Origin of the sequence: Paenibacillus qinlingensis (assembly GCF_031455095.1) — a bacterium.
GTDB classification, from domain to species: domain Bacteria; phylum Bacillota; class Bacilli; order Paenibacillales; family NBRC-103111; genus Paenibacillus_E; species Paenibacillus_E qinlingensis_A.
This window is the reverse complement of record NZ_JAVDSB010000006.1, coordinates 1-16,503: the sequence shown is the minus strand read 5'-3', so window position 1 is coordinate 16,503 and position 16,503 is coordinate 1. Positions and strand designations below refer to the sequence as shown.

The following is a 16,503-nucleotide window of genomic DNA, read 5'->3' as shown; positions in this document are numbered from 1 at the left end:
TCTTAACCTCTAGCCGCTATGACTCTATTGTAATGTTCGAGATATACGAGCAAGATCGAAATATCCGATGGCGTAACGCCACTAATCCGCGATGCTTGACCGATTGAAATTGGGCGGATTTTCGCGAGTTTCTGCTTAGCTTCCGTGGCAATACCATGAATTTCGCTGTACTCAATATCATCTGGAATCTTTTTCTTTTCCATTTTACGTAGACGATCAACTTGATTGCTTTGTTTTTCAATATACCCTGCATACTTCACTTGAATGCCTACTTGCTCCTTCATATCTTCATCTAAGTCAAAAGGAGACATCGTCATTTGTTCTATATGCATATATTCAATTTCCGGACGACGCAGTAATGAAATCGCTGGAACCGAATTCGTTAATTCAACACTTTCTAAGCTGCGAAGCAATTCTTGAACGTGAGGCTCTGGTTTTACCTTCACCTCAGATAATCGTTCAATTTCTTGCTCGACTAACGTTTTCTTATTCAAAAACTTCGCATAGCGCTCTTCCGAAATTAACCCAATCTCATGACCTATTGGCGTCAAGCGTAGGTCTGCATTGTCATGGCGAAGTAGCAAACGGTACTCAGCACGTGAAGTAAGCAAACGATACGGTTCACTTGTTCCTTTCGTAACCAGATCATCGATCAGAACCCCGATATATCCTTCCGAACGATCCAAAACAATCGCTTCTTTGTTTTGCACTTTACGCGCTGCATTAATACCAGCCATTACACCTTGACCAGCTGCCTCTTCATAGCCAGACGTTCCGTTGATTTGTCCAGCCGTGAACAGGCCACTAACCAACTTAGTCTCTAATGAAGGTTTAAGTTGCGTAGGCACAACCGCATCATATTCAATCGCGTAACCAGTACGCATCATTTCTACTTTTTCTAGACCAGGTATGGAACGTAGAATACCCAGCTGTACGTCTTCTGGCATACTTGTCGACAAACCTTGCACGTAGTATTCAGACGTACTGTGACCTTCTGGTTCTAGGAAGATCTGATGTTTGGCTTTATCCGCGAAACGAACAATTTTATCTTCAATAGAAGGACAATACCTCGGTCCCGTCCCTTCAATAGCACCAGAGAACATCGGAGCGCGATGCAAATTATCATTAATAATTTGATGCGTCGTGGCTGACGTGTACGTTAACCAGCAAGGCAGTTGTTGATTATGATTAGAGCCATACTTCGTTTCGAAAGAGAAAAACTTCGGTTGCTCATCACCTGGCTGAATTTCTGTTTTACTAAAATCAATCGTATCACCATGAACGCGCGGAGGCGTACCGGTTTTGAAACGAACTAGATCGAAACCAAGCTTGCGCAAGGACTCGGATAATTTAACAGATGGCTGCTGATTATTAGGACCACTCTCGTACATCAGTTCGCCCATTATCACTTTACCGCGCAAATATGTCCCAGTGGTCAAAACGACAGATTTCGCGTAATATTCAGCGCCGGTCTTCGTGATCAGACCTTTACAAATGCCGTCTTCAACAATAAGTTCCTCCGCCATTCCTTGACGTAAAGTTAGGTTAGGTGTGGCTTCAATTGTTTCTTTCATTTTGTGCTGATACGAAAATTTGTCAGCTTGAGCACGAAGTGCGTGAACCGCTGGCCCCTTGCCTGTATTCAACATACGTAGTTGAATATATGTCTTATCTATGTTGCGACCCATCTCGCCACCAAGAGCGTCGATCTCACGAACAACGTGTCCCTTCGCTGGTCCACCGATAGATGGGTTACAAGGCATAAAAGCGACCATGTCTAAATTGATCGTTAATAGCAAAGTGTTACACCCCATACGAGCTGAAGCTAACGCGGCTTCACAACCAGCATGACCGGCACCGATAACAATAACATCATAATCTCCTGCATGATATCCCATAGAAACGTCCCTCCCTCTTTTATGAAAACGCAAATGCTGTCGATTTTCATTTTCCTAAGCAGAATTGTGTAAAAATTTGATCTATCAGGGACTCGCCTACCGAATCTCCTATAATTTCGCCAAGCTGCTCCCATGCAGCTCGGATGTCAATTTGTATCATATCAATCGGAACATATTGTTCATTCGCATCCAGTGCATCCTGCAGAGAACGCTTAGCCTGCTTCAACAATGAAATATGACGAACATTGCTCACATACGTTAGATCACTCGATTCTAACTTACCTTCGAAGAATATCGCAGCGATTGCTTTTTCCAAATCCTCAATACCTTTATTCTCAATCAGAGATAGCTCTACGATACGTTCTTTAGGGAAATAACTAAGAACTTGTTCCACATCTAGCTTGCGATCCAAATCAATCTTATTCAGAATAACGATCGTTTGTTTATCAGCTAACTGCTTCATAAGTGCAATCTCATCAAGCTGGAGCTCATCATTACTATTCAATACCAGTAAAATAAGAACCGCCTCAGCTAACGCTGTCTTCGAACGCTCCACGCCAATTCGCTCGACAATATCTGATGTTTCTCGAATCCCCGCTGTATCTAGCAGCTTCAACGGAATACCACCAATATTAACAAACTCTTCAATGACATCCCGCGTAGTTCCTGGAATATCAGTAACGATAGCTCGATTTTCTTGCGCTAACTCATTTAACAAAGAAGACTTCCCAACATTAGGTTTGCCGACAATCGCAGTCTCAATGCCTTCACGCAGTATTTTACCTTGTTCCGCGGTCACCAATAAACGATCAATATCAAACATGACCGTCTCACACTTCGTCTTGATGAACGTGTTCGTCATTTCCTCCACATCATGTTCCGGATAATCAATATTAACCTCAACATGCGCCATCAACTCAACAAGAATATAACGCAAATGTTTAATTTGCTTAGATAAATTACCCTCAACTTGCTTCAACGCAACCTTGAATGCACTATCCGATTTGGCACGAATCAGGTCAATAACTGCTTCTGCTTGCGTTAAGTCTATACGGCCATTCAAGAAAGCACGTTTCGTAAATTCACCTGGCTCTGCTAATCGAACACCCTGTAATAAGAGTAAATCAAGCACCTTCTTAACCGATACAATCCCGCCATGGCAGCTAATTTCAACAACATCCTCCATCGTAAAAGAACGCGGAGCTTTCATTAACGTAACTAGAACCTCCTCTACCTTTTCGGCAGAAGCAGGTTCTATAATGAATCCATAATGTACCGTATGCGTGTCAGCAACAGATAATTTCGTTTTTGAGCGGAAAATACGTTCAACGTATGTGACAGAATCCTCGCCGCTCACACGAATAACCGCTATCCCACCCTCACCGAGCGGAGTAGAAATAGCAGCAATCGTATCATTTAACATAGTATTTGCACCTCGAATTTACCTCATCTTAAAGAAAAAGCAATGACATATGAACCAAGTCATTGCGATCTGAATTATTTAACAGCGATGACAACCCGACGATTCGGTTCTTCGCCTTTACTGTACGTTTTGATAACAGGATGCCCCTGCAATTCAGCATGAATAATTTTGCGTTCCTGCGAATTCATAGGCTCCAGAATCACTTCTTTTTTGGACTTAATGACGCGGTTCGCCAATCTTAGCGCAAGCTCTTCCAGCGTTTTCTTCCGGCGATCACGGAAATTCTCAGCATCTAAAATAATGCGGAAATGAGAATTCGCATACCGATTACCAACAATATTGACTAAATATTGGAGGGCATCGAGTGTTTGTCCTCTTTTACCGATCAAAATACCTAATTCCGAACCACTCATGTTTAAGATATAGCCTTCACGATCTTTATGCGTATCTATGGTGATGGAAATTTGCATCGCTTCGAACATATCTTGTAAGAAAGCTATCGCTTCCTCAAGTGGATCGGGTATCAATTCGAGCTCTACCTTCGCAACTCTGGATCCAATAAACCCGAACAACCCTCGTGAGGGCTGTTCCAAAATATGAATATGTACACGATCCTCCGAAACTTGCCATTGATCTAGACCAGATTTAACGGCTAGTTCAATTGTCTTTCCAGTCACCACGATTTTCTTCATTTCGACAGGCCACCCTTATTATTTTGAGATCCAGGCTTTTTTTGTGAACCAGGAGCACCATAGATGAAATAAGACTGAACAATTGTGAAAATGTTACCGTAAATCCAGTATAGCGGAAGCGCTGATGCAAAATTCATGGACATAACGAAAATCATGACCGGGAAAATGTACATTAAGCTTTTCATTTGTTGATTCATTTGGGAAGACATGAACATTTGTTGAATGAACGTCGTAGCCGCAGCAATCAACGGTAGAATGTACAAGTGATCTGGTTTACCAAGGTTCAACCACAGGAACGTGTGCTCATGGATCTCTTGATTACGCATGATCGCTTGGTATAGTGCAATTAGAATTGGCATTTGCACGATGATAGGAAAACAACCGGCTAACGGATTAACACCATTTTGTTGAAATAGTTTCATCGTCTCTTCTTGTTGCTTTTTCGCATCATCTTTATATTTCTCTTTAAGCTTCTTCATTTCAGGCTGCAGATCCTGCATCCGTTTAGAGCTTTTGTATTGCTTAAGCGTAAGCGGCAAAATAATCAATCGAATAATCAAGGTAACAACCAAGATGGATAATCCATATTGACCCCAAAGATGATCGGCGAACCAGTCAAGCGTTTGTGAAAGCGGGTACGTAAAGTACTTAGTAAAGAAATTAGCCGTGTTCAGGTCGATTGGCGCAGATGCTGCATTTGACGGGCTACATCCGGACAAAAGTAAAATCACCGAAGACAGTGCTACTAGCATATAAATTCGACGAGTCAAAATGAGATCCTCCTAAATGTCTTTTCCAAGATAAACTATAACACATCTTCAGTCCGCAAGGAAATATTGCTTCACTTTTTTGTGGTGTCATTTTTTTTATATAAAGAAGCTTTACGAATGACATGCCAGATGCTCTTCTCCATGTCCGCGTAAGCCATATCAACAACCGGTTTTCTGGCCAGCAGGATGTAGTCATATTGAGGCGTCATTTTTTCTTTTTTTAACCGAATAATTTCTTTCATCATTCGTCTTAAACGATTACGTACAACTGCATTGCCAATTTTCTTGGAAACAGACACACCAAAACGAAATTCTTCTGCTTTGGGCTGCGGCAAATAATAGAGCACGAATTGCTGATTGGCCATAGATTTACCATAGCGATACACCTTGCTAAAATCTTCTCTTTTCGCTAACCGATACTGTTTCTCCACAGCCATGTACACTCCAGACAGATCACAATCATTATATTGAAAGAACACTACATATCTTATCTAGTTTTAACAAAACCAGCTCGATGTAAACCATACAACAAAATGCAAAAAAAAAAGCCCCTTTCGGAGCCTCTTCTTACGCGCTAAGAACTTTTCTTCCTTTAAGACGACGAGCTTGTAGAACTTTACGACCGTTCTTCGTGCTCATTCTTTTACGGAAACCATGGTTCTTCTTACGCTTTCTCGTATTCGGGTTAAATGTTGGACCCATCTATAGCACCTCCCTACCTGACTGAGGATATCCATCCTACAAAATTTCTACTACTCATTAAATCATTTTCACAGAAGAAAGTCAACCTACCCAAGTGTGCAGTTTTTAGGTGACAGGGTAATGACAGAATGTCGGGACGATGATCAAAAGAATAAGCTGTGAATAAACTTTTGACGAGAAAGAACAAACTTTGTCGAAAATCAACAGAATATCAACAATATCTTGTGTTGTGAACAATTTCTACCCACAACTTGTTGTTATTGTGGATAATGCGAAACAATCCGTTGATTAACAGGGTATCTTTTGTTAAGATAGTAATGTTTCTGCTGTGGATATACACCACTAAACCTCCGAGTTATCAACATCCTGTGGATAACAATGTGCACAAACTATCCTCTATAAGAATAAGTCATTTCTGCGGATCCTTAACAATGTGGATAAAACCGACAAAAGTCATCCTTTTTTGACCCCACCAGACATAAGATTCTTTTAGTAGAAATTTGGGCACACTATATACTAACTAACTAAACTATACGATTCCAACGTGAGTTATTCGTTTCACGTTTTATCCATAAATCATAACCATGTTTCACCTGGCCTATGCCACATGTTTGATTCAAAAGGAGTGAAGTACTGTGGAAGGCCATTCTACGGACCTTTGGCAACAAATTTTAACGATTATTCAAACAAAGCTCAGCAAACCCAGTTTTGACACCTGGCTCAAGTCGACTAAGGCAACCGTATTCAACGATTCCACAGTCATCATTTGCGCGCCGAATAATTTTGCGCAAGAATGGCTTGAAAGCAGATACACAAAGCTAATCGAAGGTACGATCTACGATTATACGGGTAAGCATGTATCCGTAAAGTTCGTCATTGAAACCGAAGAGCAAAAGACTCAATCGCTGACATCCATTCAACCAGTTGTCATTCCCCCTAAAGGTCCAGCTATTGTAGCTGGAGAAGAAAATTTCACAAGTATGATGAATGCCAGGTACACCTTTGATACCTTCGTTATCGGATCTGGTAACCGTTTTGCTCACGCAGCTTCCCTTGCAGTAGCTGAAGCACCGGCAAAAGCGTATAATCCGCTCTTTTTATACGGGGGAGTTGGATTAGGTAAGACTCATCTCATGCATGCTATCGGACACTATGTACTTGAACATAACCCTGGTTCTCGGGTTCTATATATATCCTCCGAAAAATTTACGAATGAATTCATTAACGCCGTTCGTGATAACCGCGGAGAAGGATTTCGCAATAAGTACCGTACAATTGATGTCCTACTCATCGATGATATTCAATTCCTTGCTGGAAAAGAAGGAACGCAAGAAGAGTTTTTCCACACATTTAATGCGCTTCATGAAGAAGGAAAGCAGATTATTATTTCAAGTGACCGACCGCCCAAAGAGATTCCTACCTTAGAGGATCGGTTGCGTTCACGATTTGAATGGGGACTTATTACGGATATTCAGCCACCAGATTTAGAAACACGTATCGCTATTTTGCGCAAAAAAGCAAAAGCCGAAAATCTAGAGATTCCAAATGAAGCTATGATCTATATCGCTAACCAAATTGATACGAATATTCGAGAGCTGGAAGGTGCTTTAATACGTGTAGTGGCGTATTCATCACTTATTAATCAAGATATCAGCGTACATTTAACAGCAGAAGCGTTGAAAGATATCATCCCATCGAACCGGCCAAGGGTCATTACGATACAGGATATTCAACAGCGAGTTGGAGAATTCTATGGTTTAAAGCTCGAGGATTTCAAAGCGCGTAAACGAACAAAAGCCGTGGCGTTCCCAAGACAGGTAGCGATGTACCTTGCACGGGAGCTCACAGACTTCTCATTGCCGAAAATCGGAGATAATTTTGGGGGTCGCGATCATACAACGGTCATACATGCGCATGAGAAAATCGTGCAGCAGCTAAAAGTCGATCAAGAATTATATAAGATTGTCCATAACCTAACGGAACGTATAAAAAACCCCTCTTAATAACATCACATTTTTCATAAGCCTATGCACAATCTATTCACATGTGGATAGGCTTGCTCTATCTCAGGTTCATCCACATATCCACATATCCAGAGCCCCTACTGCTATTACTAATAAAAAATGTTATTATATAATGATTATGCTAACGCACCGTAAAAAAAGAACTGCAGGAGTGAAGTCATGAAATTAACTATCCTAAAAGACCATTTAATCGAATCCATTGGTCACGTTTCCAAAGCCATATCCTCTCGAACTACGATACCCATTCTTACAGGGATCAAAATAGATGCAACCTTAAGCGGTGTAACACTAACAGCTAGTGATACCGACATCTCCATTCAAAGCTTTACAGCCAGTGAAAACAGCACAATTAAAATTATTGAACTTATTCAAGCTGGGAGTGTTGTACTTCCCGCTAAATTTTTCGTTGAAATCATTCGTAAGCTGCCAGCTCAATTAATTGAAATTGAAGTCAAAGCTAATTTCCAAACGATTATTCGTTCCGGATCTTCCGAAATTCAGATTATGGGTCTAGATCCAGATGAATATCCGCTACTTCCTGAAATTGAAGAAAGTAAAATGCTTCGCCTACCAAGTGATTTGCTCAAAACAATGATTAAACAAACATCTTATGCGGTATCCACCAATGAATCGACGCCTATTCTTACAGGGGTTCTGTGGAACATTACCGGAGATAAATTGAAATTTATTGCCTGCGATCGTCATCGTTTGGCAAGTAGAGAAGTAACAGTTGATAATGAGCACGCGCAAAATCTACCCAATATCGTTATTTCAGGCCGAACCCTGAATGAATTAAGCAAGATTTTACCTGATCAAAACACCCTTATAGATATAGTTATTTCGGACAACCAAGTTTTATTCAAAATTCAATCCATTTTATTTTATTCGCGTATTTTAGATGGGACTTACCCGGATACATCTAAGCTTATTCCTCAATCTTTTCAAACGGAAATGGTTGTACCAACGAAGGAATTGGCGGAAGCAATCGATCGTGCTTACCTTCTATCCAAAGAAGATAAAACGAATATTGTTAAAATGATGATGCTTGAAGACAAAACAATCGAAATCTCTTCCAGCTCCTCTGAGCTAGGGAAAGTGACGGAGCAAATTGCTCTTCAGCATATCGTTGGCGACTTACTTAAGATTTCGTTTAACTCCAAATATATGTTGGATGCACTTAAAGTGCTCGACTCCGAGTTTATCCAAATTGGATTTACAGGAGCTATGCAGCCGATCATCATGAAACCGCAGGATTCCACGAACATCTTGCAATTAATTCTGCCATATCGAACAACGAATTAAGGAGCGCTCCCATGAAACAAGTAGTTATCAACACTGCATACATTACACTTGGGCAGTTTTTAAAATTATCGGACTGTATATCCACAGGTGGACAAGCTAAATTTTTCGTTGTGGAAACCAAAATTGAAGTAAACGGGCAAGCTGAAAATCGAAGAGGTCGAAAACTTGTGCCGCAGGATATCGTTAAGGTAGAAGGTTTTGGACAATTCGAGGTCATAAGCTCCTGATGGAATGAACCAGGAGGATGATCGGCCATGTTTCTGAACAAACTCGTACTCAGTCATTATAGAAATTACGATCATGTTGAATTATCAACATCGAATAACGTGAATATATTCCTTGGCCCTAATGCGCAAGGCAAAACCAATTTGCTGGAATCCATTTATGTGATGGCCATGACCAAGTCACACCGCACACATCAAGATAAAGAATTAATTGGCTGGAATGGTGAGCAGACATTGCTGCATGCAGAGATTCAGAAATTGTATGGGAACTGCAAGTTGGATCTCTCCATCTCGTCTAAGGGGAAAAAGGCGAAGATTAATGGCCTTGAGCAAAAAAAGCTCAGTAATTTTATTGGTGCACTGAACGTTGTCATGTTTGCGCCAGAAGATTTAGAGATCGTCAAAGGAACACCTGGCATCAGGCGTCGCTTTTTGGATATGGAGATTGGCCAGGTACAACCCTCATATATTCATGACCTATCCCAGTATCAGAAAATTTTGGTGCAGCGGAACAACTATTTAAAGCAAAATTACCCGGGGAAAAGCTCACCTGATGCCATGTTGGACATCTGGAACGAACAATTAGCACAGTATGGTGTTAAAATTATGAAAAAGCGTCAAAACTTCATAAAGAAGCTTCAAAAATGGGCGGAGAACATCCACAGAGGGATAACGAACGATAGTGAATCGTTAGTTATTCGTTACTCCCCTTCTTTTGACATGGAGCCATTTGAAGATGAATCTGTTTTATTAAACCAATTTATGATAAAGTTATCTTTGGTGAAAGATCAGGAATTCCGAAGAGGCGTTACGTTAGTTGGCCCTCATCGTGACGATCTTCTCTTTTACATAAACGACAAAGAAGTCCAAACGTACGGCTCCCAAGGTCAGCAGCGTACAACCGCGCTATCACTCAAGCTAGCAGAAATTGAGCTCATTCATGAAGAAGTGGGCGAATACCCGTTGCTTTTGCTTGATGATGTCCTATCGGAGTTGGATGAATATAGACAGACACAGTTAATTCGCACGTTTCAGCAGAAAGTCCAAACATTTATTACGACAACGGGTCTAGAGAGTGTTCATTTGGACCAACTGGATCATGCTTCCGTGTTTCATGTTTTGAAAGGAAATGTAAGCGGCAGGAGCTGAGGAGCATGTTTATTCATTTGGGTGGAGAGAAAATCATTAGAGCGTCTGAATTAATTGCTATATTTGATATTTCGATTGAGAAATCATCCAAGATCTCGAAGCAATTCATCCAACAAGCATTAAAAGATAAACGAACCGAGCAAATTGGCGAGGAAGATTGCAAGTCACTCGTCGTGACCAAAAGCAAAGTGTACTATTCCCCCATCTCATCAACAACGCTCAAGAAAAGAGCCAACCAGTTATTGACGAATTAACTTCTTTTAATATAAAAAAGCAGGTGAAGAGTAGCATGTCTGTGAATCAAAATGCGTACGATGACAGTCAGATTCAGGTTCTGGAAGGTTTAGAAGCCGTTCGCAAAAGACCGGGTATGTATATTGGTTCAACCAGTGCCCGAGGACTTCATCATCTCGTTTGGGAAGTTGTAGATAATAGTATTGACGAGGCTTTGGCCGGATTTTGTACAAAAATTGATGTAATCGTCCATAAAAATAACAGTGTTACTGTTGTTGATAATGGACGCGGAATTCCAGTTGGAGAAAATGCCAAGCTGAAAAGACCAACACTTGAAGTTGTACTTACCGTGCTTCACGCAGGTGGTAAATTCGGTGGTGAGGATTCCGGTTACAAAGTATCAGGCGGTCTACACGGGGTAGGTATTTCGGTTGTTAATGCCCTGTCTGAGCACTTAACTGTGCAAGTAAAGAATAAAGGCCAAATTCATCAACAAGAATACCGCCGCGGAACGCCGCAATATGATGTGAAAGTCGTTGGTGAAACCGAAGAAACGGGCACTACGGTTACGTTCCAGCCAGATCCGGAGATTTTCAAAGAAACGGTTGAATACGACTTTGATACACTGCAATCCAGAATTCGAGAGCTTGCTTTCTTGAATAAAGGCATCGAGATTAACTTGATTGATGAGCGTACAGATACAGTAGCAACACATATGTACGAGGGCGGTATTGTGTCCTTTGTGCAACATTTGAATCGCAACCGTGAAGTCGTCAATGAAGTCCCGATCTATGTAGAAGGTGCAAAGGATAACATTTCGATTGAGATTGCTCTTCAGTATAACGATAGCTATACCGAGAACATTTACTCTTTTGCCAATAATATCAATACACATGAAGGTGGAACGCATGAGTCCGGATTTAAGAGCGCATTAACGCGTATTCTGAATGACTATGCCCGTAAGAATAACTCCATCAAAGAAAGCGACTCCAATCTTTCTGGGGATGACGTGCGTGAGGGTCTTGCTGCGATTATTTCTGTAAAAATTCCAGAGCCACAGTTCGAAGGTCAAACCAAGACAAAGCTTGGCAACAGCGAAGTTCGTGGTATTGTGGAATCTCTTTTCGCAGAGAAGCTGCAAGAGTTCCTTGAGGAAAACCCAGCTGTAGCCCGCAAGATCCTTGAGAAAGGGATTCAAGCTGCTAGAGCGAGGGAAGCTGCGCGTAAAGCCAGAGAGTTAACTCGCCGCAAAAGTGCTCTTGAAGTTAGTGCCCTGCCAGGTAAACTAGCAGACTGTTCTTCCAAAGACGCTTCCATCAGTGAGATTTACATTGTAGAAGGTGACTCTGCAGGTGGTTCAGCTAAGCAAGGACGTGATCGTCACTTCCAAGCCATTCTGCCTCTGCGCGGTAAAATTTTGAATGTTGAGAAAGCTCGTTTGGATCGTATTTTATCCAATACGGAGATTCGTGCCATGATTACAGCTTTCGGTACAGGAATCAGCGATGATTTTGATATTACTAAAGCCCGTTATCACAAAATTATCCTCATGACGGATGCCGACGTGGATGGTGCGCATATTCGTACCTTGCTGCTTACCTTCTTATACCGCTACATGAAAAAACTAATTGAGACTGGCTATGTGTATATTGCACAACCACCACTCTTTAAGCTTGAGCGGAATAAAACAATACGATATGCGTATAACGAGAAACAACGTGAAATCATTATGCAAGAGTTTGGTGAAGGCGTGAAAGTCAATGTCCAACGTTACAAAGGACTTGGCGAGATGAATCCGGGGCAGCTTTGGGAAACAACCATGGATCCAGAAAGCCGTACACTTCTGCAGGTGACAATCGAAGATGCGATAGAAGCAGATACACTCTTTGATTCATTGATGGGCGATAATGTAGAGCCTAGACGTGATTTTATCGAGGAACATGCGAAATACGTGAAAAATTTAGATATCTAACGTCGTCCGAGACGTTGCAAACGATGTAAGCTTTCAGGAGGAACATTCATGAGCGAAGAATTACATTCGCAAGTCAAAGAAATTGACATTTCGACCGAAATGCGTACATCCTTCTTAGACTATGCGATGAGTATCATTGTCAGTCGCGCACTGCCAGATGTTAGAGACGGTCTGAAGCCGGTTCATCGTCGTATCTTGTTTGCGATGTCTGAACTAGGCATGTCTCCAGATAAGCCGCATAAGAAATCAGCGAGAATCGTTGGTGAAGTTATCGGTAAGTATCATCCACATGGTGATACGGCCGTATACGAAACCATGGTTCGGATGGCACAGGATTTCTCGCTTCGTTATATGCTTGTTGATGGACATGGTAACTTCGGATCCATCGATGGTGATATGGCAGCGGCGATGCGTTATACGGAAGCACGTTTGTCCAAGATCGCGATGGAGCTCCTTCGTGATATTAACAAAGAAACGATCGACTATGCGCCAAACTACGATGGGGAAGAACAAGAACCTGTTGTTCTCCCTTCTCGTTTTCCTAACTTGCTCGTTAACGGTAGTTCAGGGATTGCCGTTGGTATGGCGACGAATATTCCCCCACATAACCTAAGAGAGGTTATAGAGGGTATCCAGATGATGATTGAAAATCCGGATGTCACCCCAATGGACTTAATGCAAGCGATTAAAGGTCCAGATTTCCCGACGGCTGGCTTTATTCTTGGCCGTGAAGGAATCAGACAAGCCTACTCCACTGGGAGAGGCTCCGTTACGATGCGTGCAAGAACCGTCATTGAAGAGAACAACAATAAAGCTAGAATCATCGTCAATGAGCTGCCATATCAAGTAAATAAAGCAAGATTAGTAGAGAAAATCGCTGAACTTGTACGTGAGAAAAAGATTGATGGTATTACCGATTTGCGAGATGAATCCGATCGTAATGGTATGCGCGTGGTGATCGAACTTAGACGCGATGTGAACCCGAATGTTGTGTTGAATAACTTATTCAAACAAACAGCGATGCAATCGAATTTCGGTATTATTATGCTCGCTCTTGTTAACGGAGAACCAAGAGTTTTGAATCTTCGTGAGATGATTCATTACTACCTCAAGCATCAACAAGAGGTCATTCGCCGTAGAACCGAATATGATCTGCGTAAAGCGGAAGCTAGAGCGCATATCTTAGAAGGTTTACGTATTGCACTTGATCACCTTGATCAAGTCATTGCATTAATTCGTTCTTCTCGTACAACGGATGAGGCGAGAGAAGGACTCATGTCAACATTCAGTCTGAGTCTAGATCAAGCACAAGCCATTCTCGATATGCGTTTACAACGTTTAACTGGATTGGAACGTGAGAAGATTGAAGCTGAGTATGCTGAACTTATGAAGCGAATTGCTGAACTTAAAGCGATTCTAGCTGATGAGAAGCTTATTCTAGCTATTATTAGCGAAGAGCTGAATGAAATTAAAGAAAAATTCGGCGATGAGCGACGTTCCGAGATTACAGTTGGTGAAGAAAGCATTGAAGACGAAGACTTAATTCCACGTGAAGATGTCGTTATTACCATTACGCACACGGGTTACATTAAGCGCCTACCAGTTACGACGTATCGTAACCAGAAGCGTGGAGGCCGCGGTGTAGTCGGTATGGATACGAAAGATAATGACTTCGTCGAACATTTGTTCGTGACGAATACGCATCATTATCTGATGTTCTTTACTAACAAGGGTAAAGTCTATCGCTTGAAAGCCTATGAGATTCCAGATTTGAGCCGTACAGCTCGTGGGACACCGATCATTAACCTGATTCAAATCGAACAAGGGGAAACCGTCAATGCGGTAATTCCTGTGGAAAGTTTTGAAACAGAACAGTATCTCTTCTTTGCAACGAAACAAGGGGTTGTAAAGAAAACGCCAATTGATGATTACTCGAACATTCGTAAAGGTGGTTTAATCGCCATTAATTTACGAGAAGATGATGATCTCATTGGGGTTAAGCTAACCGACGGTAACCAAGGTATTATTATGGGGACCAAGCTTGGGATGTCCATTCACTTCCCTGAGAGCGATGTTCGTTCAATGGGTAGATCGGCTACGGGAGTAAAAGGCATACATTTGGATGATGAAGATGCTGTCATCGATATGGACGTTGTCCACGAAGATAATAGTGTACTCATCGTAACCTCCAAAGGCTTCGGTAAACGGACGCCTGTCTCTGAGTATCGGATTCAAACACGTGGTGGTAAAGGTATCAAAACGTTGAATGTCACCGAGAAAAATGGCCCGATCGTTGGTCTTAAAGTCGTGCAAGAGGACGAGGATCTGATGATTATTTCTGCATCGGGTACTGTTATTCGTACAAGTATGGACGGCATTTCTGTTATGGGACGTAATACACAGGGTGTTCGTCTGATTAACATACGTGAAGATGATGAAGTTGGAACATTAGCTCGTGTTCAGAAGAATGAAGAACAGAACGAGTCTGATGAAGACGGCGACTGGGAAGAAACATCTGAGGCAACTGAGACGGAAGAGTAAGAAATTGTTCTTCCTAATAACCAAAAGCTTATAAATTATTATATGATAAAAAGTAGGGATGGGGGCTTACAAACCCATCCCTTTTACTTTACAATATGGAGTATACGAAATAGTAAGGTGAGTGAATGACAGTGCCGACAGTAGCCGTTTCGCAACTAAAATATGGTGAAAGATTAGGCGATAACGTAATAACCAAAATGGGTAATACACTTTTTCTCAAAGGAAAAGTCATTCAGGAAAGAGAACTCGAAATTCTAAAAGCATTTCTCATTCCTTCTGTTTATATTGAGGCAAAGAACAGTAATGAAGTGGAGCAAGTTGCTGAAGATACTAAGGTGAAAGAAGTGGAGACAGTCCATCCGTTTTATGTGGAATATCATAATATGGTGAAACTGCTCAAAAGAGTTTTCCTTCTAGCTAATGGTGGACAACAGCTTCCCATTTTAGAAATTCGTACAGGTCTCGAATCGCTTATTCGTCATATTGATGCCTATAAGGTGCTCACCTTTGCTCCCAAAAACCGGAATCTTCATGAGTATATCTATCATAAAAGTATACTAGTCAGTTTAACATCGTACTCACTGGCGAAATGGGTAGGCCTCCCACAAAAGGATTTGTTTCAAATCGCTTTGGCAGGTTTACTGCACGACATTGGTAACAGTAAGGTGGATAGTACACTGCTGGAGAAAAAGAATAAATTAACAGCAGCTGAAATGGATGAGATTAAGCAACATACGTTGATAGGTTACCAGATCCTTAAGAATATATCTGGAATCAACGAAGGTGTTAAACTAACAGCCCTTCAACATCATGAAAGGGAGGACGGCTCAGGCTATCCGTTAGGTTTGAAGTCCGATAAGATACATATCTATGCCAAAATCGTAGCCATTGCCGATATATTTAACTCTATGACAAATGATCGCTATTACAAGGCTGCTTTATCGCCTTACGTTGCACTAGAACAGCTACTAACTGAGTCCTTCGGAAAAGTAGATCCTACATTTGTCCAAATCTTCATGAACAAATCCACGCAAATTAGTAATGGAACACTAGTGAAGCTGAGTGACAATCGTGTAGGTGAGATCGTGTTCTCGGATCGCTCCCATCCAACAAGACCATGGGTTAATGTGAATGGTACGATTATTAATCTAACTGTTGAAAGAAATCTATTTATTCAAGATGTGATCGGCCATATTTAATAAGGGAATTGAAACCTTACTCGCGCAGAGTGAGGCTTTTTTTATTTATTTAACGTATTTGAAAATAAAGCTTGCAATCCTATATGGGATTTGTTATATTACTCCTTGTCACTTCGGCGGCCGAACAAAAGAACGAAAGAAATTAAAAAAAAGTTCTTGCAATTGAGTAGGCCAATGTGGTATATTAATCAAGTCGCCTTTGAGGGGCGAAGGATTAAAAAGGAAATAATTGATCTTTGAAAACTGAACAACGAGTGAGTAAGCACAGTCGAGTAATTGACTATAAATGAGATTGCAAAATCTCGCTAGCTTCAAATGAGCAAGTCATCTTTCTATTATGGAGAGTTTGATCCTGGCTCAGGACGAACGCTGG

General features: G+C 41.4%; 14 protein-coding genes. 8 read left to right on the top strand and 6 right to left on the bottom strand.

Annotated elements, in window-relative coordinates:
* Window positions 1-2: 2 nt before the first annotated feature.
* The 6 genes from mnmG to rpmH form a co-directional block, all read right to left on the bottom strand.
* A complete protein-coding gene (gene mnmG / locus J2736_RS17435) occupies window positions 3-1,898 on the bottom strand; it encodes a tRNA uridine-5-carboxymethylaminomethyl(34) synthesis enzyme MnmG (RefSeq protein WP_310499871.1) in 1,896 nt (631 codons plus the stop codon).
* 46 nt (window positions 1,899-1,944) lie between these two features.
* Window positions 1,945-3,321 carry a tRNA uridine-5-carboxymethylaminomethyl(34) synthesis GTPase MnmE gene (gene mnmE / locus J2736_RS17430; RefSeq protein WP_310499870.1) on the bottom strand — a complete coding sequence of 459 codons (1,377 nt, stop codon included), beginning with the start codon at window positions 3,319-3,321 and terminating at the stop codon, window positions 1,945-1,947.
* A gap of 74 nt (window positions 3,322-3,395) precedes the next feature.
* Window positions 3,396-4,013: an RNA-binding cell elongation regulator Jag/EloR gene (gene jag / locus J2736_RS17425; protein WP_057314190.1), complete on the bottom strand. Its 618-nt coding sequence runs from the start codon at window positions 4,011-4,013 to the stop codon at window positions 3,396-3,398.
* Entirely contained in the window at window positions 4,010-4,783 is a 774-nt protein-coding gene (gene yidC / locus J2736_RS17420) for a membrane protein insertase YidC (protein WP_068667027.1), read from the bottom strand. The genes jag and yidC overlap by 4 nt, the downstream gene beginning before the upstream one ends.
* Before the next feature lie 71 nt (window positions 4,784-4,854).
* Window positions 4,855-5,214: a ribonuclease P protein component gene (gene rnpA, locus J2736_RS17415; RefSeq protein ID WP_310500097.1), complete on the bottom strand. Its 360-nt coding sequence runs from the start codon at window positions 5,212-5,214 to the stop codon at window positions 4,855-4,857.
* A 136-nt stretch (window positions 5,215-5,350) separates the two neighbouring features.
* The gene (gene rpmH, locus J2736_RS17410) at window positions 5,351-5,485 is read right to left on the bottom strand and encodes a 50S ribosomal protein L34 (protein WP_028557239.1); all 135 of its coding nucleotides are present in this window, start codon (window positions 5,483-5,485) and stop codon (window positions 5,351-5,353) included.
* Window positions 5,486-6,120: 635 nt separating this feature from the next.
* Here rpmH and dnaA point away from each other — a divergent pair.
* The 8 genes from dnaA to J2736_RS17370 all read left to right on the top strand — a co-directional run bounded on the left by dnaA (window position 6,121) and on the right by J2736_RS17370 (window position 16,130).
* Window positions 6,121-7,488, top strand: coding sequence for a chromosomal replication initiator protein DnaA (dnaA, locus tag J2736_RS17405; protein ID WP_310499869.1), 1,368 nt, complete (start codon window positions 6,121-6,123; stop codon window positions 7,486-7,488).
* A 180-nt stretch (window positions 7,489-7,668) separates the two neighbouring features.
* Window positions 7,669-8,811, top strand: coding sequence for a DNA polymerase III subunit beta (gene dnaN / locus J2736_RS17400; RefSeq protein ID WP_310499868.1), 1,143 nt, complete (start codon window positions 7,669-7,671; stop codon window positions 8,809-8,811).
* 11 nt (window positions 8,812-8,822) lie between these two features.
* Entirely contained in the window at window positions 8,823-9,038 is a 216-nt protein-coding gene (gene yaaA / locus J2736_RS17395; protein WP_310499867.1) for a S4 domain-containing protein YaaA, read from the top strand.
* Window positions 9,039-9,065: 27 nt separating this feature from the next.
* Entirely contained in the window at window positions 9,066-10,184 is a 1,119-nt protein-coding gene (gene recF / locus J2736_RS17390; RefSeq protein ID WP_310499866.1) for a DNA replication/repair protein RecF, read from the top strand.
* A 5-nt stretch (window positions 10,185-10,189) separates the two neighbouring features.
* Complete coding sequence (remB, locus tag J2736_RS17385) at window positions 10,190-10,438, top strand: extracellular matrix regulator RemB (protein ID WP_173117070.1); 249 nt, start codon at window positions 10,190-10,192, stop codon at window positions 10,436-10,438.
* A gap of 35 nt (window positions 10,439-10,473) precedes the next feature.
* Window positions 10,474-12,390 (top strand): DNA topoisomerase (ATP-hydrolyzing) subunit B, encoded by a 1,917-nt coding sequence (gene gyrB / locus J2736_RS17380; protein ID WP_310499865.1) that lies wholly within the window; start codon window positions 10,474-10,476, stop codon window positions 12,388-12,390.
* A gap of 48 nt (window positions 12,391-12,438) precedes the next feature.
* Window positions 12,439-14,931, top strand: coding sequence for a DNA gyrase subunit A (gene gyrA, locus J2736_RS17375; RefSeq protein ID WP_310499864.1), 2,493 nt, complete (start codon window positions 12,439-12,441; stop codon window positions 14,929-14,931).
* 131 nt (window positions 14,932-15,062) lie between these two features.
* Complete coding sequence (locus J2736_RS17370) at window positions 15,063-16,130, top strand: HD-GYP domain-containing protein (protein WP_310500096.1); 1,068 nt, start codon at window positions 15,063-15,065, stop codon at window positions 16,128-16,130.
* Window positions 16,131-16,503 lie beyond the last annotated feature (373 nt).